This is a genomic window from Candidatus Abyssobacteria bacterium SURF_5 (assembly GCA_003598085.1).
Classification (GTDB): domain Bacteria; phylum Abyssobacteria; class SURF-5; order SURF-5; family SURF-5; genus SURF-5.
Map to the genome: position 1 here is coordinate 1 of QZKU01000051.1, position 20,840 is coordinate 20,840.

The following is a 20,840-nucleotide window of genomic DNA, read 5'->3' on the forward strand; positions in this document are numbered from 1 at the left end:
CTTTCGAGCATCCTGATCAGACACTCGATATACAGGATTTAGTTCATGCTTTTCAATTATTTATGACTTTCTCTTACCCACAAATTCTCGCGAGGACCCTAATTAAAAAGATACTTTTTCATGTCATAATTTGACGTTGCCCGCCGCGGCTGCATTCGAGGCATGCAACAATGAGGAGCCTCGATGAAAATCGCGAGCCGGCTTCCATCGTTGAAATAAGTGAAAAATCCGATTCATTTTTGAGAAAAGGGACCGAAAAATGCGGAAAGATGCTTTTGGGATAGCTTTATTGTTACTGCTTCAGGTGTTATGGATTTCCTCCGCGGTGGCAGAAGACCAGGAGCCGCGCAGGGTCGTGCTCGACAACGGGATGACCGTTATCCTGCTCGAGAACCATAATTCCCCGGTGGTAACCATTCAGGCATGGGTGAGAGCGGGGACGGTTACCGAGCAGGAATTTATCGGCAGCGGGGTCTCACATTTCGTCGAGCACATGCTGTTCAAAGGGACGGACCGGCGAAGCGTCGGCCAACTGGGGGAAGAAGTGAAGGCGGCGGGCGGCCAGACCAACGCCTATACCGGCTATGACAGGACGGTCTACTATATAACCTTCCACAGGGACTCATTCGATAAGTGCCTCGATATTTTAAGCGATGCCTTGATGAATTCGACTTTCGATCCCGCTGAAGTCGAGAAAGAGCGTGAAGTAATTCTCAAAGAGATAAAGATGAATCGCGATGACGCATTCCGCCGCCTGTACATGAGGGCGCAGTTGACGGCATACGCGGTTCATCCGTATGGCAATCCGGTCATTGGGTATGAGAATCTGCTGAGGAATCTGACGCGCGACGACCTGGTCACTTACTATAAAAGGCTGTATATTCCCAACAATATCACGTTTATAGCGGTCGGCGATCTTGATGCGGATGATGCATTCCCGAAGATAGAAGCCGCCTTCGCCGATTTTCAGCGAAAATCGATCTCTCCCATCACTGTTCCTTCAGAGCCGCCCCAGGAAGGGGGGCGCGAGTACAGCGAGGAGTTTGATGTCACCGTGGCCCAGAGCATGATGGGGTTTCACGGGCCGAGCCTTTTTTCAGACGACGTGTATCCGATGGACGTGCTGGCGATCATCCTGGGCGGCGGCGATACCTCGCGCCTGTACCGGGAGCTGCGGGAAAAGCAAGGCATTGTCTATCACATAGATGCATGGTCGGCTACACCGAGGGATCCCGGCATGTTCTGGGTCAGCAGCTCATTTGAGCCGGAAAACGCGGAAAAGGTAAGGCAGGCTATTTGGCAGCAAATCGAAAAAGTAAAGGCGGAGCAGGTAACCGAAGAGGAACTGGAAACGGCGAGGGCGAAAGTGCTGAGCTCGTATCTGTTTTCCAGAGAATCCGTAGAGGGCCAGGCCAGAAGCCTTGGAACGGGCGAAGTAGAGGCCCATGACCTCAATTATGATAAGCGGTATGTCGATTCGGTCGCGCGCGTGACTGCCGCGGAGATCCAAGGCGTCGCCAGGAAGTATTTCTTCGAGGAAAACATGGTCGTGACGGCCCTGTTTCCGAGAGGAAAAGGTCCGGCGGCGGAGGTCGTTCAGCGGGAAGAGCGGCATGTTCCGCAGATAGAGAAAACCGTTCTCTCAAATGGGATTACGTTGCTGCTTCGCGACGGCCCCAGTACGGAAACCGTTTCGATAAAATCGATTTTTCTTGGCGGCGCGCTGGCGGAGACTCCGGAAACCAATGGAATCACCAATCTCATGAGCAAGACGATGCTGAAGGGCACCAAGACGCGCTCGGCTGAGGAGATTGCGGCGGCAATCGAGTCGCGCGGCGGCACCATGAGCTCGTTCTCCGGCCATAACAGCTTCGGATTTGACGTGAGCATGCTCAGCAGCGATGTTGAAACAGGGCTTGCCGTGCTGGGCGATGTTGTCGCTAATCCTGTTTTCCCCGAGCAGGAAATGCAGCGAGAGAAAATGGCGGCGCTTGCCAATATCAAGAGCGTCAACGACGAGATCTTCTCGTCTTCGATGAAGTTGTTCCGCGAAACCATGTTCAATGGACATCCCTACAGTTTCCTGCTGCAAGGAGATCCTGAGGTAATTGCCTCGCTTACTCCGGACGATCTGCGGGCGTTCCACACGAAGGCGGTCAATCCGTCGCGAATGGTTCTCAGCATATTCGGCAAGATTGATGAGGAGCGGGTTATTGATCTCGTCCAGGAGTATTTCGGCTCGCTCGGACCAGTGGAATCTCCCGCCCCTTCAGCGTTTCCTCCCGATTTCCCGGACGTTATCACCCGGGCGCAGCGGGAGTTGAACAAGGAGCAACTCTCCATAGTTATTGGGTTCCCCGGCGTCACCGTCGCCAATCCCGACAGGTACCCGCTCGATGTGCTGACCGCCCTGCTCAACAGTCAGGGCGGGAAACTGTTCCAGGTTCTGCGCGACGAGCAGGGTCTGGCTTATTCTGTCGGCGCATTCAATCTCGTGGGCGTCGAGCCGGGCGCATTTGTCATGTACATCCTCACGATTCCTCAAAAGCAGGATGACGCAGCCGCCGGAATGCTCGACGTGATTCGTGATATCAAAGAGAGCGGCGTCCAGCCCCAGGAGCTTGAACGGGCGAAGATCGAACTCATCGGGAAGCACGCAATCGGGCTGCAAACCAACAGCCAGATTGCCACGGAAGCTTCGTTTGACGAGCTTTACGGACTTGGCTACGACAATTACAAAACGTATGATGAGAAAATCAGAGCGGTAACCGCCGAAGACATTCAGCGGGTGCTGTCGCTAGTCATCGATTTCGATCGCTACGTCATGGTCCGGGTTGGCGACGTCGACATGCAAGGTGAGTAGCTTTCGGGCGGAGTGAACAACACAAGAATTGTTGGGAGAAAGGAGCGTGCGCTTTGGAGTGTAACAAAGAGAGGAATCTGCGCAAGTGCAATTGCAGCTATGAGCCGTGCAGCAGAAAAGGTATCTGCTGCGAATGCGTCGCCTATCACCGTGCCTCGAATGAATTGCCGGCGTGTTTTTTCCCGGACAGCGTCGAGAAGACGTATGACCGCTCGTTCCGCCGGTTCGTCCAGATCCACAAGTAGAGAAGGCATGGCGTCGCAAAAATCTTCGATAAGGGGATTGAAACGTTGAGGTAATTCTTTCGGGCAGCTTTCATTAGAAATCGGCCGACAGCCGGACGAGGAAGTCAAGCAATCCGAAATCGTATCCGGAAAGCGCCCAGTAGAGGAAAGCCAGAGACAAGACGAGCAGCATTGTGTAGGGGATTAATGCAATGGTCACGGCCGTCGGATAGGCGATTCTATGCATTTGTCGTAGTCCCACTGTCACCAGTACGAATTGCCAGACTCCGCCTACCAGCGCTCCCACGAGGGGAATGAAGAAAAAAATGTTTGTTCCGGCGCTGTAGCATACCACCCTCAACGTCGACTCAAACCTTGCATGCCGACTGGTCATCAGCACCACAAAGACGTGATACAGAAGGCACGCCCCCACAAGAACGAGCAGTCCGAGAAGGGGTGAAGCAACAATGCTGCCGATCCCGATCAAAGTGCGCCGGGTGAAGAGCAGGGAATAATCCGGCGCGTCGCCGCGAAGGAAAGCAACTGCCCTGCCCGGGTATCCTCCTCTTATAAGGCGCCAGGACAAGCCACCCCCCAACCCGATCAGTGTCCAATAGAATCCGTACAAAAGAGGACTTTGATATTCTCGGATAATAGGGACGCGCGAGAAAAAATGGAAAGGCGTAAAAAGTGATTGCGCCCAAGTTTTTGTGAAGGCGTGCCAGCCGCCGAGCTGTTGGCGACACTCCCAGGGAACGTACGGCCCGCGCGCCATCGCCTTCGAAACTGTCCCTGTCTCTTCCCGCCGCGTCGGTTCGTTCTGCCGGACCGGCTCGGGCTCGGGAGCGGGCGGTTTGACTGGTTCTGCGCCTTGTTCGCACGGCTCGCAGATGAACCCATCCGCGTCTTCATTGGCGCAGGCATAGCACAGCAGCCTTCCACAATTCTTGCAATGGGCCATCGCGTCAATGTCGGGATGGAAAGCGCATTTGGAGCGGCTTTCCTCGAGGAGCCGGTGCGAGCTGGGCCGTCGCGGCGGAGACGGCGAATGAAAAATATCCAATTCCGGCTCATCTGAAGGTTCTTCTTTGGAGGGCTTTGGCGGGGAATCGCCTTCGCTGAACACGAAGTGACAGTTGGGGCAGATATGGCTGCTCGTATGATCTGAACTGAACTCGGTGCTGCACCGGATACATTGGACGATCATTAAGACGCCCTATTATATTTCACCTTCCGGACATCAGTAAACGGGAGTCAGCCAGTGCGAGTATTCCGGCAGTCTGTTTTGAACCATGTCGAAATAAAGAGCCTGCAACTTCAGCGTGAGTTCGCCCGGGTTGCCATTCCCGATAGCGCGTCGATCCACCGCGGTTACCGGCGCCACCTGTGCGCCCGTGCCGCAGAAGAAAAGCTCATCGGCAAGATACAGCTCCGTTCGGCCGATTGGGCGAATGACGGTTTCTATGCCCATTTGCTCGCGCGCGAGCTGAATGATCGTATCCCTGGTAACTCCTTCCAGAATATCCGACGTTACCGGAGTTGTAATTAACTCGCCATCGCGCACCATGAACAAATTCATTGCGCTTCCTTCGGAGACAAAGCCGTCTTGCGCGAGCATGATCGCTTCATCGAATCCGTTTTCCTTGGCTTCCGTCGATGCCAATGCCGAATTGATATAGATACCCGTTGCCTTGCTGCGCGCGGGAATGCAATTATCCGGTACCCTGCGCCAACTCGATACCATTACACTCAGGCCTCTGGCGGTGTCCAAGTAATCGCCCAGCTTTATGTTGAAAACGGTGAACTCGTCCTTCAGATCGTCGATGCGCGGCCCGAGTTCGTAGGAACTCTTGTAGGCTATCGGTCGAATGTACATATCCTGGCGAAACTCGTTCATACGAGCCAGTTCGACGGTGATTCGGCAGGTCTCCTCGATCGAAAGGGGAAGCCTGATTCTGAACAAGTTGAAATTCTTGAACATTCGCTGATAATGTTTCTGCAGTTTGAATATGTACAACTGGCTCTCATTTCCGTTCCAGTAGCCGCGTATCCCTTCGAACACTCCGGTTCCGTAATTGAACGTATGGGTCATGATACTGACTTTCGCGTCCTCGATTGGTACAAAATTGCCCTCAAAAAAGGCATAAGCCCCAAAATCCATTTTCATAGGTTCTCCTGAATCTCTCCGATTCACGCGCCGGCTGGAAAAGCCAAACCTGCTTTTTCTCTTGGAGTTGCAACTGATTATATCAGAACATTTTTTTTGGTTCAAGCGTTTTTGCCCGCTTGGACCCGCTTGGGCCGGTCGCGACTTTAAAAAAATGATAACTGGTTCGATTTTTGCTACCTTTTTTGTGCTGGGAAACGGCGCCTCTGCCGATTTTTTGAGGCAGCGGGTCCGATGATACAACTTATCAACACTGCCAACAGGTTTTGCACAATATATAGTAGGGTTGTGCTTGTGGAAGGGAAGCTTTGGATCAGTTAGTAAAAATATACCAGGAATCGGAAAAACTGAGAGCCCTGCAGGTTAATTACTTGCCGCAGGAAATCGTGTTTTCCGAAGGCGAGAATACATCGGAGATGTACATCCTGTTATCGGGGAAAGTGGAAATTCTTAAAGACGACAAGCGAATAGCCGTTGTCGAGGAAGAGGGAAGTTATCTGGGAGAATTATCCACGTTGCTCGGGATCCCCCGCAGTGCGACCGTGAAGACCATGTCCTCTTGCCAGTTTCTTGTTGTTGGATCCGAAAAAGTGACGGATTTTTTGGCCTCGTCTCCCGCTCTTGGTCTCAAACTGGCGCGAATGCTGGCGGAACGGCTGGTAAGGATGAACATGGACCATGTTCGCCTGGAGCGAAAAATAGACCTGATGATGGAGCGACTGCGCGACGCAAATGATCGTTTGCAGAAGCGCGACAAGCAGGTCGAACAGCTTGTGGCCCGCCTCGAGAAACTTCAGCACCTCCAATCTTAGTTCCCCGACTTGTTTCCAACGTTGATTGGAAATCGATTCGAAATGCTTCGTCATACGACGGAGACCATTCATCTTCGAGGTGTCGGGCTCTGCCATGGTTTAAGGAAATCCGCGAACGGACCTTTCCCCGGCGCCTGCCAAGAACCCTCGCTGTTGCTTGATTTAGTCAATTTTACTGTGGTATAGTTAGTTTCTCCATATCAGTAAACGAATACTTGTGGACAATGAACGATTGATGAAGAAACTGGAGCCTGAACAGGCCTCGCGGGCCCTCTCTCTTCTGATGGGTCTGCGCACGCACCGGTTCTTTTACAAGGCAAGTGGATTTATCGATGCCGAACTCGGGCGCCCGCTGGTTGCCATTGCCAATACGATGCAGGATGCCGGCGTGGGACATATGCATCTGGGTCAGGTAGCGGAGGCTGTAAAAGCCGGTATTTATCTTGGCGGCGGAACCCCGATAGAGTTCAACACCATCGGCCCCTGCGGCGGCTACTGTCAGAAACGCGGAATCGATGATCTGACCATGCTTTACGACCTTCCCCAGCGCGATGTGATTGCGGATTCGGTCGAGGTGCAGATGCGCAATTACGGGGCGGACGGCCTCGTCTGCATTGGAACATGCGACAAGAGCATTCCCGGACTCTGGCTTGGAGCTGCGAGAATGGACTTGCCCACCATTTTCGTGACCGGCGGCCCCGCCTATCCCGGGACCTTCGATGGAGAACCGACTGTCTTTCCCACGGATGTAATTCTGCGATGCCTGAACGACGTACTTTCCGGCGCGATAACCGATGATGAGTTTCATAATACGATGGCCGAGATGGAGGGGAAATGGATTACTTCCTGCGGGGCCTGCCCGGAGCTAACCACAGCCAATACAGTTCAGATGGCGACAGAGGTTATGGGATTGTGCCTGCCCGGCACATCGACCATCCCGGGTCCTGACATCGAGCGCCTGCGGAAGGCAAAAGAGGCCGGCGTCGCCATTGTCAAGTTGATCCGGGAAGGCGCCAGGTTTTCTGATTTTGTGACGGAGGAAGCTATCCAGGATGCCGCCCGGCTGATCATGGCCACTTCGGCGGGAACCAACGGGATTCTCCACCTGCTGAGTCTGTCGAAGGCGATGGGCCTCAATGTCGACATAAACACTTTCGCGAGAATCAGCGATCAAACTCCGTACTTCTGTCCCATCCGGCCGAGCGGTCCCTATACAATGGTCGATCTCAACCGTGCAGGCGGGCCGTTCGCCGTATTGAAAAGAATAGAGACAGAGATAGCCGTCAAGCGCCCGACCGCAGGTGGCAAGACGGTGGGCGAGGTTCTCTCTGAAACAGTTATCGCAGATGACAACGTCATCCGGCCGCTCCCAAAAAGCCTGGCCCCGCACGGCGGCATTGTCGTACTGAGGGGTAATCTTGCCCCACGAGGCTCGCTTTCCCGATTTACCATTGCCGGCAACGAGAAACAGAGGTTCAGGGGCCCGTGCAAGTGCTATGATACTCAGCAGGCGGCTATCATGGGCATCCTCTCGGACGGGGTGAGCGAAGGCGATGTCCTGGTTGTCCGATACGAGGGACCACGAGGAGGCCCGGGATTTTCTGAAAACTTCCAGGTCGTCCTGCTTTTGGAGATGCTCGGGCTGCGCAACGTTGCGGTGGTCACCGACAGCCGCTTTTCGGGAGCGACGGTCGGTGCGCTCTATGTGGGGTATATAACTCCGGAGGCCCAGATCGGCGGACCGCTGGCGGCGGTCGAGGAAGGCGACTTCATTTCCATTAGTATTCCTGATCGGGAAATCAATCTGGAAGTGAGCGATGGCGAGATGAAACAGCGACTGGCAAGGTGGCAGCCGCCCCCTCCCCGGGTCGCGTCCGGAATTCTGGTCGACTGGCATTTGCTGGCGACTCAGTTTGATGAAGGCGCAATGGTACAAAGAAACATTCACGGAAGCCCTTGAGATGACTTATCTTCAGCGCGCAATTCTTGCAATAAGTATTGCTCTTGTCAGCCTGCTGATCGTTTTGATTCTGCGGTCGGTCCCGAAACAGGCCAAAGAAGTAGCTCCGGTCGATGCGACCCCTCTTTTCGATCCTGTTTCTGCGCATGACTTGGCGACCAGATTGGCAACGGGGCATCCCCATCGGGCGATGGGGACCGGGGGGAGCAAAGCCGCTGCGGATTGGATTGCAGGCGAGATGGAGCGCCTCGAACTTCGGACGGAGATTCAGGAATTTACGGGATGGATCGAGGGGTCCCGGGTTTCGGGGCGAAATGTCATTGGGATCGATTTCGGCGTGCGCAAGACCGCGCTTGTTGTTCTTGCTCATTATGATATCCCTTTTCACGTGCGAGAGGGTGCGATGGATGATGCCAGTGGAGTGGGCGTGCTGCTGGAGTTGGCTCGGGTTTTCTCGATCGAGGAACAGGAGAAGACACTTATTTTTGTCGCGTCAGACGGGGAAGAATGGGGGATGCTGGGGGCTCGACACTTTGTTCAAAGCTATCCGGAGCTTGAGAACATATTCGCTGCGGTTTCGCTTGATTATGTGAGGGTTGAGCTACCCGAACGGATCTACCTGAGGGGGGAAGGGCAGTTCAAAGGCTATGCTCCGCTGTGGTTGTGGAGTCTGGCGGAGGACTGCGTGACGAAAGTCAATGGGCAAGCGAAGGCGCCGTCATCCCTGAATCACTACCTGATTCGAGCCACCAACATATCCAGCACTGATCAGGGGCCGTTTGTGCGCGCCGGAATCCCGGCAATCAATCTTGGCGGAAACAAAACTGATAGCCCTCTGGCGCGGTCGATTTATCATACCCAGTTGGACACTCATGAAAATCTGAAACCGGAGATCTTTACGGTTTTCGGACAAGCCGCCGAACTTTTGATCCGTTCGCTCGATGCACTTGCCGACACTCCGGGAGACGAAGGTTATTTTCTGCCGCTGCGGCGCGAAAGCTATATCGGCCGGCCCGCCCTGATGAGCATACAGCTCCTGTTATTTCTCCCTTTGCTGATTACGACCTGCTTCCACTATATCAACATCGGCAAGGATGAGAGATTCCTTCCAAGGGTAATGGCCGAAGCGTGTAACTTCGTGCTCTTTTTGATGCCGTGGATGCTCGCGAGCGCACTGCTTTATCTGCTTGTGCGGCTGAACTATATCCCGAGATATGAGTTGTATCCGGCTACTCCGCTGGACCCATTCCTCTACAGCCCTCACTGGAAAGCCATCGCCATAGCAGCATCGGTATTTGTATGCTGTTGGGTGCTTGTTGTTTTCGTACGGCATGCGCTGCCTCCTCTGAGGGAGCCGGATTTTGCCGTTTCAAAAGCGGTGGATTTGGACGTATTGTTGACGTGTTCGATTATCGCTCTTTTATTGAACGGATTTGCCGCCACGCTGTTTCTTGCGCCTGCCGCTCTGCTATGGATATGGATGGTGCAGGGTCGCGATCCGCTGCGCCTATCCTTGAACCTGATGTTGTTTCTTGGGGCGGCCATTCCCCTTATCCTTCTCGTGATTTCCGTTTCAGGAAATTTGCGGCTCGGCTGGTACGTCCTATGGTACCTGTTGCTTGGCGTCGCCTACAGGTTTTTTTCTCCGGCAGCTGTCCTTATTGCTGTTGCGGCCGGTACAGTCGGAGGACGTCTTCTGCAGCAGTCGATATTCTCGACAAAGAAAGCGGATAAATCGGAGAACGAAAAAAATGAGGTGCTGGAAGTACAGGTTTAGCCTGAAACTGTTGTCCACTATCATGGCGTGCGCGCTCTGCCTGAATTGTGCTCGAGATGGATCCGTCTCTCGCTCGCTTCGGGCAGGTGGCGAAGCCGCCGTTTCATCCCGTGCAGACGCTAAGGAAATAGAATGGCTCACTTATCGCGAGGCCCTCGAGATCCTCGAGCAAGCAAACCCGCCCCTTGCCATGATCTACTTCTCTCACCGGGACTGCAAGCCCTGCGATTTGCTGGAGAAATGGTCGTTTACCGACCCTCGTGTGGTGAGGGCGGCCAAAGACATGGTCGCGGTCAAAATCCAGGGCGACGTTGAAACCCAGATAGCCCAGCGACTTAATATCAATACGTATCCGATGATCGTTTTCGCGCGACTGGACAACGGTGAGATCGACAGGAAAGCCGGCTATCGGGACGCCGGTTCGCTTGCAGAGTGGATTGAGAATGTGCTTGCCGGGCGCGGCACCATAGCAAAACTGCGGAAAGAATTGGAGTCGAATCCCGACGACCCCGAATTACTGCTCCGGCAGGCTCGGAATTATCTGGATGCGGATGACCCTCCGGCTTCGTTACAGCTTATTGAAAAGGCCTCCGCCCTCGATGCCGAGAATGCGGCCGTGCTGGTGGTGCGCGGGCTGTATCATCTGAGGGTTGGCAAGCTGGATGAGGCCGAAAAGGTCATTGCCGCTGCCCTTGAGCTCGATGAGCAGAATGAAGAGGCGCGGCGCCTTCACATCATGATCTTGTTGGGAAAAACGGAAACGCTGCTCGAACAGCAGGAATATGCCGTCGCCAAGCAGCAGTATTTGCAAATTCTTGAGCTCGATGGCAGCAATTTCGCCGCTCATATGGGGCTGGGACAGGCCTATCGCAAGTCGGGCGAGGGAGAGAAAGCGCTTGAAGAGTTTCGCAAGGCGGCGGTTATCCGACCTGATTCCGCTGTTCCCCACGTCGCGCTCGGCGACCTGTATCAAGAACAGAAGGATGATCAAACAGCCGAGCAGGAATACCTTACGGCTATCGTGATGGAGCCTCGTTACGAGCCGCCGTATTTTCGCCTTATGGAACTTTATGAGAGAAACGGACAGCGCGACGAGCTAATGGATATTTTTGCCAAGGCATATCCTGTCGAGCCGGCCGGTGCACACAATGAGATCGCCTGGCTGTTTGCGACGTCAAAATGCCCCGAGATATTCGACCCGATTGCCGCTGAAAAGCATGCGCAGGCAGCGGTCGAGCTTGAGCCCGATCCGATGTACATCGACACGCTTGCCGAGGCTTATTATGCCCAAGGCGAGTATAAGCTTGCCATTGGCGTCATAAAGGAAGCGATCGCCGCCGATTCCGAGGATCTGGCGTATTATCGCGAACAATTGGAGAAATTTGAAAAGGCGAAGGATGGGGTGTCCGCCTCGCCGGAATAGGGTTTTTTCGCCTCCGACCGCCACTATTCTGAACAACTCTCAATAATTGTTGAAAAACAGGATTGCCACTGTTATAATGGGGCAACCTTGCAGCGGCGCAGCGGTTTGACCGTTGTGACGATCGTTCCTCTTCGAAGAAATGTGTTTAGTCGGAGGCTGTCTCAAGATGAAGGTCCTTATCGCCGTTTCTCCCAGCGCGACCACCACCAGTGCAGCATCGGGTGGAAGTCCACTCATGGCTTTCTACGAAGAGCTTGGCGATCTTGCTGTCGAGCTTGCCTTTCTCCAGGATTCTGTTCCTCTGTCGCAGCAGGTGGGCGACGTTGATGTCATTATTCCCGCTCTCTCGCAAGTAGGCGCCGATGACATAAATTCAGCCCCAAATCTCAAGCTTATCGCCCAAGCCGGAGTCGGTCTCGATGGCGTCGATATAGAGGCGGCAACCAGGAAAAACGTATATGTCACCAATGTGCCTTATGGCAGTGCCGTTTCCATGGGCGAACTCACGATTGCTCTCATGATGCTGCTCTCGCGGAAACTGAACGAGGCGCAGGCGAACCTGCGCAAGGGGGTTTTCTTTCTTCCGCTCGGTTCCGAACTCGGCGGAAAAGTCCTTGGTCTGATCGGACTCGGGCACAGCGGGAAAGAGGCGGCGAAACGGGCGAAAAGCTTCGACATGACCGTCCTTGCCGTTGATAAATATCACGATCACATACATACTCCCGACGTGGATTTTTTGGGAGGGACCGAGCAGCTCGACAGGGTCTTGACCGAGAGCGATTTTGTTTCGCTGCATTGCCCGCTTACGGAGGAGACGCGCGGGATCATCGGTTACGGCGAGTTATGCAAGATGAAGCCGAGCGCTTACCTCATCAATATCGCGCGGGCGGGTCTTGTACAAAAGGAAGGTTGCATCCGTGCGCTGAAACAGCGGAAAATAGCGGGCGCGGGATTTGACGTTTTTTGGGAGGAGCCGGTCCCGTTCGATGATGAATTGCTCCAGCTTGACAATGTGGTGCTCACTCCTCATATCGCCACCTCCACCGCCGAGTCACGTGCGAATAATTTCGCGCAGGTGGCGAGAAACATGAAGCTTGTTGCCCGCGGCGAGAAGCCGGAGTTCTGTGTAAATTTCTAGGGTAACGGGGGGCGATTGATAACGCCCGCCGGCGCGATAAACTGTGACCCAGTCGTGATCGGTCACACGTTCTGCAAAGGGGAAAAATCCTGTTTCTCAAAAGCAATGGAGAGCGAAATGGCGAAAGGTGAGATAGTAATTTTCAGCGACATCTGCAAAGGGTGCGGGCTGTGCGTCGAATATTGTCCGAAGGCCTGCATTCAGATCTCGAGGGAAAAATTTACGCAGTCGGGAGCGCTTCTTCCGGAATTCGTAAACGAGGAGGAATGTTCTGCGTGCGGCACGTGCGGCAACATGTGCCCTGATTTTGCCATTGAAGTGTACAAGTTCGTCGATGAGACCAAATGAGGGGGAGATGCGAGCGAGATGACTGAGAGAATGTTTATAACCGGAAATGAGGCCGTTGCCCGGGGCGCGATCGCGGCAAATTGCAGATACTTTTTCGGGTATCCGATCACCCCGCAAAACGACATTCCGGAATTCATGTCGCGCGAGATGCCGAAGGTCGGCGGCGTTTTCGTGCAGTCGGAGAGCGAGGTTTCCTCGATCTACATGGTATATGGCGGCGCTCTTTCGGGCGCTCGCGTGATGACATCGACTTCGAGTCCCGGCTACGCGCTGATGCAGGAGGGCATCTCGTACATCGGAGAAATCGAGGCGCCGTGCGTCGTGGTAAACGTTTCCCGGATGGGGCCGGGCATCGGGACTGGCGGCCAGGCCGGCCAGACCGACTACCGGTGCATCGTGAAGGGCGGCGGGCACGGCGGCTATCGCGCAATCGTTCTTGCGCCGGCTTCGGTTCAGGAGATTTACGAGTTGATGCAGTTGGCGTTCCACCTGGCCGACAAATACCGCATCCTGTGCATCGTGCTCTCCGATTACGTCCTCGGGCAAATGGCGGCCACCGTTGAGCTGAAGGAGATAAAATTCGACGAGGAACTGCCTGATAAATTCTGGGCGCTCAAGGGAACGGATAATAAGAACGGACTGCGCTACATGCACGTTGTCGGCTTCTTTTCATACGGCGGCGTCGTTTCCTGGCATGAAGCGCTGATGACGAAATATAAGAAGATCGAGGAAAGTGAGATTCGCTACGAGAAGAAATACGCGGATGACGCCGATCTGCTGCTCGTTTCATATGGTTCCACCGCGGGCACGTGCCTAAAGGCGATTGAGATGGCTCGGGCCGAGGGGATGAAGGTGGGCCTGTTCAGACCGATCACTCTGTGGCCGTATCCCGAGGAAGCGTTGCGTGAAGCGGCGCTGAAGGCCAAACGAGTCTTATGCGTGGAGGATAGCAACGGCCAGATGAAGGAAGACGTCGATTTCGCCGTGCGCGCGCAGGTCCCGGTTGACTATTTGGGCCTGTGGGCGCGCAACAGTGATCAGCCGCAGGGACTCATTTTCCCCGAGCGCGTATTCCAGGAGATCAAAAAGATTCTCAGCGAATAAAGAGAAACGGAGACGGAAATTCCATCATGAGCACGACAAGCGAAAACAAAGTTCTGGTTTGCGGAAGGCCCGATCTGAGGACCGGCTTCCCCAGCATGTACTGTCCCGGCTGCCACTATGGCATCATCACCCGCGTCATCTGCGAGGTGCTCGAGGAGATGACGCTGGCGGGCAAGGCCATTGGTTTCGCGGGCGTCGGCTGCAGCTTTGGCGGCGCGCCGCTTTCCATCAATATTGATTGGGCCTCATGCCCGCACGGACGCGCGCCGGCCATGGCGACAGCGGCAAAGCGGATTCACCCCGATGCACTCGTGTTCACCCTGCAGGGCGACGGCGATCTTGGCGCAATCGGGCTGGGATGCTTCATGAGCGCCGTTCTCAGGAATGAGAACCTGACAACCATCTTCCTCAACAACGCCGGCTACGGACAAACCGGCGGACAGCTTGCGCCCACCACGCTTCTCGGAATGAAGACCACGACGACGCAGGACGGCCGCAAGAGCACGGAAGGATTCCCGTTCCACGGGGCGGAACTGGCGGCATATATGAAGGGGATATCCTATTCCGCTCGCGTCAGCGTGCATACTCCCGCCAATTTCCGGAAGGCAAAGCGCGTTCTGAAAACCGCGTTTCAAAAACAGGTGGATGGCGCCGGCTACAGTTTCGTCGAGTTCCTTTCCGCCTGCCCGTCGGTCTGGGGGAAGTCTCCGGTTGAAGCGGTTGCTTACATTCAGGAATACATGATCAAGGAGTTCCCGCTCGGCGAATTCAAGAACATCGATTCCATCTACAACGGCGAACCGAAGAGTTGAAGGAGAAGCGGATCATGAGCAACCGGTACTACGAAGTTACGTTTTCCGGGATCGGTGGAAAAGGCGTTTTGACACTGGGACAGATATTGGCCGAGGCCGGAATGCAGATATACAAGCACGTGGCCTATTTCCCGAACTATTCGCCGGCGATGCGCGGTGGGGAAAGTGAGTCAACCGTTGTTTTCTCGGACAATGTCATTCCGAGCCCGCTCATTTTCAATCCGCTGCACGCGATCGTGATGGACCCGGCGTCTTTCACGAATTTCGAGATGCGGCTGAAAACGGGGGGAATTCTTGTGTGCGACGATAGCGTTATCTCTGCCAAGGGCGAGCGCAACGATATCGAGGTTTTCCACGTTCCTGCGTCCGAGAAGGCAATCGAGCTTGGCGATCTGCAGGTGGCGAATATGGTGCTGCTTGGGGCCTATGCCGGCAAAGTGGAGTCGGTCCCCATTGGAATGATCGAGCGCGCGCTTACGAAACGGTTCGCAGGCACCCGGCGCGAATCACTGCTCGAGTTGAACAAGAAAGCCGTTCGTGAAGGCAATCAGCTTGCCAGAAAGCTCTGAGGTGAAAATCAGATTTGAGGCCTTGCGCTCCGGGTGACCACCCCAGGTTTCTGTCATCCGTGATGCAGCTTGCAGTACCATTCCTTTCAGTAACGGAGGTGCTTTCAGTCGTAGCACTGATTCACACCCATCACCGCCAAACGAGGAGAGACGATGATGAAGAGAATTAATGCCGCCGTCGCAGCCAACCCCGCCGATGATCAGCCTGTTGTAGCTTCTTCCGCGTATGTCGATCCTTCCGCTCGCGTTATCGGAAAAGTCGAGATCGGTTCACGTGTTCTTGTTGGGCCGCACGCCGTCATTCGGGCCGATGAGATGGACGCATCGGGAAACGTGGCGCCGATTGTGATCGGATCCGATTCGAACGTGCAGGACGGCGTAATCGTGCACTCGCTCGCCGGCCAGCGGGTAAGTGTAGGCACGCGCGTCTCGCTGTCGCACGGATGCATCGTTCACGGACCGTGCACGATCGGCGATCGCTGTTTCATCGGGTTCCGAGCGATCGTGTTCAAATCCAGCGTTGGCGCCGGCACATATGTCGGAACCGGCGCGATTGTGGAAGGCGTCGAGCTGCTGCCGGATACGCTGGTTCCCGCCGGGTCGGTAGTGAATTCCGCCGAGGCTGTCTCGCGACTTTCAAAGACAGGCGCTAAAGAACAGGACTTCATGAACGACGTCGTCGAGATGAACATGAAGCTTGCGGAGGGATACCTGCGCCCGAGGAAGGCGGTGAAACAGGCGACCTGATAAGCCCGGATCAGGGCATTCGTAGTTGTTCGGCGACGCTGAAGTAAATGTCGTACAGATGCAGACCCTTGCTGCACGCCCACAATTCACCGTCGTCGACGCCGATCTCGTACGCCATCAGCTCTTTCACCCGCTGAAGGCCTGCCATGTTTGCGGGGTAGCCGCCCCATGCATCCCACGACCTGAAATACAAGAAGAAGTGAAGCTTGTTATCCTGAATGCGGGTGTCGATCAGCCGCAGGCACGGCGGATCGGAAATCTTGATATCGGCCGGCTGCGCGATCTCGATTGTTCCCTGATTGGTCCGATGCCCGCGCTTGTACATTGCGACCACGTCGGCAAACTGCTGCATCAGCCGCTGGCCGTACGTGTATGTTTCGTTCGACTGCCTTTCACTCGAGAGAAGATATTTCGGAACATAGTCGTTATCGACATAATCCAAGGATGTTGGTGGCGGGAACGTGCACTGAGGCGGAAACATGCCGCTCGTCGGGACAATGGGCGGATGCGAAGGCCGCTCCACCTGAATGGTGACAAAATCAAGCTCTCTTCGCGTTTGACCCGCATAACTGCCGGAGTCGATCCTGAATTCGCGTCCCTTTGCGAGTATCGCGCGCACCAGCGCCACCCAGCTTTCCGGCAGGCTGAATGCCTTGATAAAAGTATGTTCCATTCTCCGCGTATCCTTTGGATTTTCTCCGGATGTCCGTAACAGGTGCCGCTAATTATAAGAGGTCGCGGAAGAAACTTCAAGCTTAACCCGAATGAAGGAACGTGCCGAGGGCATGGCACACGGTGTCCCTGCGACGAAGAGAGAATTGTATATTTTCTCGCTTTGAAAAAAAGGGTGAGGGCGGTCACGCCGATACGTTGCCGATCAGCCGCAGCATGAGCCTTGGAAGCTCTGTTCGGTGCGCGCGATGATCTCATCCTGCATTTCCGGCGTCAGGTCGGCGAAATAGGCCGAGTAGCCGGAAACTCTCACGAGCAGGCCTGGATAGGCCTCCGGGTGTTTCTTCGCCTCGATCAGCGTTTGGCGATCCACCACATTGAACTGCACCTGCATTCCACCAAGCTCGAAGTAAGTGCGGATAAGCGAAGCGAGGTCGCGGCTCCCTTTTTCGCCGGCAAGCGCCGACGGCGGGAATTTCTGATTGAGGGCGCAACCGTTCCCGATGTGCTTCATTCCGAGCGAAACGACCGAACGCATTGCCGCCGTTGGTCCGTTTCGATCCGCGCCCGCCGACGGAGTGATTCCTTCGGCAAAAGTCGCCCCCGCTTTGCGTCCGTTCGGGAGCGCTCCCGTATACGAGCCGAATCCGTTGTGAGTGGTCATCGTCCAGAAGCCGGGAACATATCTGCCGCCGCGCGGATTGCGGTACCTGATGACTTCGTCGTGGTACATGCGGACGACTTTTCCGGCGAGGACATCGGCGTCGGGACTGCCATTTCCGAACTTCGGCGCCTGGTTCCTTATCTGCTGGCGCAACCGCTCATTGCCGTCGAAATCGTCATCGAGCGACCCGAGCAACTGTTCCATTGTCAGCGTCTTGTCCCGGAAAACGAGCCTGTCGATGGCCGCAAGCGAATCAGCAACTTCGGCAAGTCCCACGCCCTGGATGCCTGTGCAATTGTACAAGGCGCCGCCGCGCGTGACGTCGAGCCCGCTCTCCATGCAGCCGTCGATGAGAGCCGATAAGAGGGGGGTCGGATACATATGGATATGCGCAAGTTCGATTGCGTTATTGCCTGCTACGGCATTGCGAACGAGGAAACCCGTCTGCTCGCGCAGGGCGGCGAGCACGTCGTCAATGGAGGTGAAGCCGCGCGCATCTCCGGTTTGCGGTCCGTTCCGGGCGTCGTTGAACCGGCTGAGGCCGTTGGTAAGCGCCATCTCGAGCGCCATGCCGAGGTTGACGAAAACGGCGCCGCACGCCGACATTGTTTTGCCGGGAACGTTCGGCTCGACACAGCCCACGATCGAATAGTCCCAGACGTCCGCGCCATTGTCGTCCTGCAAAAGCAATCCCGGCTTGATCCCTTCATCACCGAAGAGGGCGGGCATACCGCCCCCTTTCTTGATCACTTCCGCCACCTTAACGAGAAATGCGTCGGGCGATTTCGGGTGCACGCGCACGTGCAGGTTGGGCTGGCGCAACCGGACTGCGTCGAATGCATCAAGGAAGATATAACTCAGCTCATTGGTGACGTCATTGCTGTCGCGATCGGTTCCGCCGAGAGTGATGCCCTGCGCGGATGAGAGACCACTGAAGAATTTCGTGCCGACAGAATTGAACAGTGGAAGGATTTCCGCCGATTTCACGAGCATGCAGCCGATAAGCTCGACCGCTTCGTCGTACTCGAGCCGGCCGGCCTCGACGTCCGCTGCATAAAATGGATACAGTATCTGGTCGAGCCGCCCGAACGAGATTCCGTGCTGGAAATTCTCCTGGTGAACGATAACATGAGCAAGCCACAACGATTGCACCGCCTCGCGGAAAGTGCGGGCCGGCATCGCGGGCACGCGTTCGAACACGCCGGCCATGTCGAGCAGTTCGCGTCTCCGCTCCTGATCGACGCACCCCTGCGCCAGCTCGAGCGCCTTTCGGCGATAGCGCTCGCCGAAAGCGGCCGCGGCAGTGCAGGTGATCTTCACCGCCTCGTAGAAATGCAATTGTTGCAGCAGGTCGGGAGTCATTCCACCCGAAAGCTCTATCTCTTCCAGCCGCTTGATATGTGACTCGGCCTCCTCGACGATTCCCAAAAAACCAAGCTTGAGCACCTTGTCGTAGGCCGGCGTGATATGCGAGATGCCCGCGAACTGCGTCAGAATGTAATATCCTATCTGCATGAACATTTCCATCGGCTGTTCCGGACAGCAGAACTTGCCCGCATACGCTGCAATGCTCTTATCGGACCAGAACGGGAAGATTTCCTGTTCGAGAAGCCGGATTTCTTCGTCGGTGATCTGGAGCGGATTCGTCGGGCGCGTCCGCAGCTCATGGATTTCAGGCCACAGCAAGAGGCCTGACAGGTCGGGATGCAGCATCGCTGCTATTCGATGCGTTGCGGGAGAACCGGCGACCAGTTCTTCGGGATGAATGATCACTTCCGCGTTGTGGAGGATATATTCGAGCGCGCGCGCGCGCCGAAGCAGTATCGGGGCGGCCTGGGCGTCCCTGGTCTTCATGTATTCGGTAACAAGGCGCGCTTTCTGGATGCAGACCGAATAAGGGGTCTGAAGCATTATTCCCCTGAGCGACTGAAGGCGGGCATGCACTTTATCTTTTGAGGTTTCCCGGGCTGTAACTGTCATAACATGTTCCTCTTTGATAACTTGAAATTGAATTTGATTGCGCTCACAACTCCAAGACCGCCGATACCGGAAACTTCGTTCATAATCTTAACAAAATTCAGATCAGCCTGTCAACGCGATTCCGGCGCGATTTCCGGGGCATTCCAGGCGGAAATTGATGTCATGATCTCGATAAACAACATTGAAATGTTGATGAGGATTTATCATTAGTGGTATGATTTGGGCGCGTTACGTGTCGTTGGGCAACAGGGTCAGCAAATCGATGGATCCAAAAGAGAAAAAAGCACTCGAATGCCCATTTTGCCGGAAGAGCATGAATCATGTCGAGCTTGACGGGCGTTATGGCGGCAAGTTCGGCGTCTCGTTTTGTCTCGAATGCCTGGGTATCTGGGGCAGTGCGAAAGCTATCCTGCAGATAGGCCCCGACTCTTTGCAACAGTTGCCGGTCGGACGTGTTTCCGGCGGAGAAAACATGACTTCCCGCGAGATGGTGACAGCCTGTCCGGGATGCAGTCATCGGCTGGAAGAAACGAAATTGGGAAAAGACGCTGCTGCACTGTGTTTCAGATTTTGCAGGGATTGTGAGAGCTTCTGGTTTGATGGCAGGAATCAGTTGATAAGTTTCATGGTTCTCCTGGAAGGCAAGCGGCGCGAACTCAAGAAACAGGAAAGTACGCGCGCAGGTAAAAGGAGAAAACATAAGGGGGAGGGAGTGGATTTTCTCAATCTTCGGTACCCGTTTTCCTGGGATATTTTCGAAAAGTAGCTGGATTTTCACTGCCGATATTCTAAAGCAGCTTGATATGCATTGGCCGAAAAGTTTTTCAAAAGCGCCTGTATCTTAGTATTGGGACAGACTGATGACGACGGACTCGGCCGACTCATCAGAATAAGATGAACGTATTCGAAGAATTCAGACGTCTGGTGAAGGAGTTGGAATCAGCCAAGGTGAAGTATGCCCTGATAGGGGAAGTGGCGATGGCCTTCTACACCGAGGCGCGCTTCACCCGGGACATAGATTTGTTGATTGATTCTGAAGACTACGAGACGACCAAAAACATTCTGGAGAGGAAGGGTTATTTCGAATCGATTATCCCCCGGAAATTCGGGAAACTCCGAGTGAAGCTTCATCGGTTCTTGAGAATAGTTGACGAAGATGAAATGATTATCGATCTTCTCATTGCCGAGACCGAGGAAACCCGGAGAATAATTAGAGAGTCACTGGAAGCCGAATCGGAGGAAGGAAAGGTAAGATTGGCGACAAGAAAGGACCTGATACGGCTTAAGAAGATGCGCGGCTCCAAACAGGACTGTATTGATATAGAGAAGCTTGAAGATGAAGAAAATCGATAAAGTTCTGAAACAGCTCAGCGAGCTGTACGAACTCAATCGGCGGATAAAGCGCCACGAGGTCAAAAAGAAAGAAACGGCCAAAAAACCTATCCGGAAAGACGCGGCTGACTAATCTCAGCCGTTTCTCTTCAATCCAAATGATGCCTTGAGACCGATCCGGGAATCGGGATTGGAACCAATCACCGCCAATAAATGCAAGCATAGGAGCACTGCGTGCCGCGCCCTCC

19 protein-coding genes are annotated in these 20,840 nt (G+C 54.7%); 15 read left to right on the forward strand and 4 right to left on the reverse strand.

Features of this window, described 5'->3' with window-relative positions:
• The first annotated feature begins 259 nt into the window (after positions 1–259).
• Both C4520_06875 and C4520_06880 read left to right on the forward strand, forming a co-directional pair.
• Positions 260–2,863, forward strand: coding sequence for an insulinase family protein (locus C4520_06875; protein ID RJP23060.1), 2,604 nt, complete (start codon positions 260–262; stop codon positions 2,861–2,863).
• 53 nt (positions 2,864–2,916) lie between these two features.
• Positions 2,917–3,108, forward strand: a complete 192-nt coding sequence (locus C4520_06880) for a hypothetical protein (protein RJP23061.1) — start codon at positions 2,917–2,919, stop codon at positions 3,106–3,108.
• Between the two features lie 73 nt (positions 3,109–3,181).
• Here C4520_06880 and C4520_06885 read toward each other — a convergent pair whose 3' ends face one another.
• Together C4520_06885 and C4520_06890 are read right to left on the reverse strand one after the other, a co-directional pair.
• Positions 3,182–4,294: a hypothetical protein gene (locus C4520_06885; protein RJP23062.1), complete on the reverse strand. Its 1,113-nt coding sequence runs from the start codon at positions 4,292–4,294 to the stop codon at positions 3,182–3,184.
• A gap of 33 nt (positions 4,295–4,327) precedes the next feature.
• Positions 4,328–5,248, reverse strand: coding sequence for a branched-chain amino acid transaminase (locus C4520_06890; protein ID RJP23086.1), 921 nt, complete (start codon positions 5,246–5,248; stop codon positions 4,328–4,330).
• Between the two features lie 314 nt (positions 5,249–5,562).
• Between C4520_06890 and C4520_06895 the strand changes: the two genes are divergently transcribed.
• The 10 genes from C4520_06895 (at position 5,563) to C4520_06940 (ending at position 15,944) form a co-directional block, all read left to right on the forward strand.
• Positions 5,563–6,066 carry a cyclic nucleotide-binding domain-containing protein gene (locus tag C4520_06895; GenBank protein RJP23063.1) on the forward strand — a complete coding sequence of 168 codons (504 nt, stop codon included), beginning with the start codon at positions 5,563–5,565 and terminating at the stop codon, positions 6,064–6,066.
• A gap of 235 nt (positions 6,067–6,301) precedes the next feature.
• Entirely contained in the window at positions 6,302–8,026 is a 1,725-nt protein-coding gene (locus C4520_06900; protein RJP23064.1) for a dihydroxy-acid dehydratase, read from the forward strand.
• Entirely contained in the window at positions 7,983–9,803 is a 1,821-nt protein-coding gene (locus C4520_06905; GenBank protein ID RJP23065.1) for a Zn-dependent exopeptidase M28, read from the forward strand. The genes C4520_06900 and C4520_06905 overlap by 44 nt, the downstream gene beginning before the upstream one ends.
• Positions 9,778–11,226, forward strand: coding sequence for a tetratricopeptide repeat protein (locus tag C4520_06910; protein ID RJP23066.1), 1,449 nt, complete (start codon positions 9,778–9,780; stop codon positions 11,224–11,226). Before C4520_06905 ends, C4520_06910 begins: the two co-directional genes overlap by 26 nt.
• A 139-nt stretch (positions 11,227–11,365) precedes the next feature.
• The gene (locus C4520_06915) at positions 11,366–12,364 is read left to right on the forward strand and encodes a hypothetical protein (protein ID RJP23067.1); all 999 of its coding nucleotides are present in this window, start codon (positions 11,366–11,368) and stop codon (positions 12,362–12,364) included.
• A 117-nt stretch (positions 12,365–12,481) separates the two neighbouring features.
• The gene (locus C4520_06920) at positions 12,482–12,712 is read left to right on the forward strand and encodes a ferredoxin family protein (protein RJP23087.1); all 231 of its coding nucleotides are present in this window, start codon (positions 12,482–12,484) and stop codon (positions 12,710–12,712) included.
• Positions 12,713–12,730: 18 nt separating this feature from the next.
• A complete protein-coding gene (gene vorB / locus C4520_06925; protein RJP23068.1) occupies positions 12,731–13,816 on the forward strand; it encodes a 3-methyl-2-oxobutanoate dehydrogenase subunit VorB in 1,086 nt (361 codons plus the stop codon).
• 95 nt (positions 13,817–13,911) lie between these two features.
• Positions 13,912–14,628: a 2-oxoglutarate oxidoreductase gene (locus C4520_06930; GenBank protein RJP23088.1), complete on the forward strand. Its 717-nt coding sequence runs from the start codon at positions 13,912–13,914 to the stop codon at positions 14,626–14,628.
• A 14-nt stretch (positions 14,629–14,642) separates the two neighbouring features.
• Positions 14,643–15,197 carry a 2-oxoacid:ferredoxin oxidoreductase subunit gamma gene (locus C4520_06935; protein RJP23069.1) on the forward strand — a complete coding sequence of 185 codons (555 nt, stop codon included), beginning with the start codon at positions 14,643–14,645 and terminating at the stop codon, positions 15,195–15,197.
• Positions 15,198–15,350: 153 nt separating this feature from the next.
• Positions 15,351–15,944 (forward strand): carbonate dehydratase, encoded by a 594-nt coding sequence (locus tag C4520_06940; protein ID RJP23070.1) that lies wholly within the window; start codon positions 15,351–15,353, stop codon positions 15,942–15,944.
• Between the two features lie 10 nt (positions 15,945–15,954).
• On the opposite strand, the gene C4520_06945 is transcribed toward C4520_06940, so the two are convergent.
• The gene (locus tag C4520_06945) at positions 15,955–16,617 is read right to left on the reverse strand and encodes a thymidylate synthase (GenBank protein RJP23071.1); all 663 of its coding nucleotides are present in this window, start codon (positions 16,615–16,617) and stop codon (positions 15,955–15,957) included.
• A gap of 204 nt (positions 16,618–16,821) precedes the next feature.
• Complete coding sequence (locus C4520_06950) at positions 16,822–19,260, reverse strand: formate C-acetyltransferase/glycerol dehydratase family glycyl radical enzyme (GenBank protein ID RJP23072.1); 2,439 nt, start codon at positions 19,258–19,260, stop codon at positions 16,822–16,824.
• A gap of 3 nt (positions 19,261–19,263) precedes the next feature.
• Here C4520_06950 and C4520_06955 point away from each other — a divergent pair, with 3 nt between their 5' ends.
• From C4520_06955 to C4520_06965, 3 genes are all read left to right on the forward strand, one after another.
• Positions 19,264–19,470, forward strand: coding sequence for a hypothetical protein (locus tag C4520_06955; protein ID RJP23073.1), 207 nt, complete (start codon positions 19,264–19,266; stop codon positions 19,468–19,470).
• Positions 19,471–19,474: 4 nt separating this feature from the next.
• Entirely contained in the window at positions 19,475–20,026 is a 552-nt protein-coding gene (locus tag C4520_06960) for a hypothetical protein (protein ID RJP23074.1), read from the forward strand.
• 128 nt (positions 20,027–20,154) lie between these two features.
• Positions 20,155–20,613 (forward strand): hypothetical protein, encoded by a 459-nt coding sequence (locus tag C4520_06965; GenBank protein RJP23075.1) that lies wholly within the window; start codon positions 20,155–20,157, stop codon positions 20,611–20,613.
• Positions 20,614–20,840 lie beyond the last annotated feature (227 nt).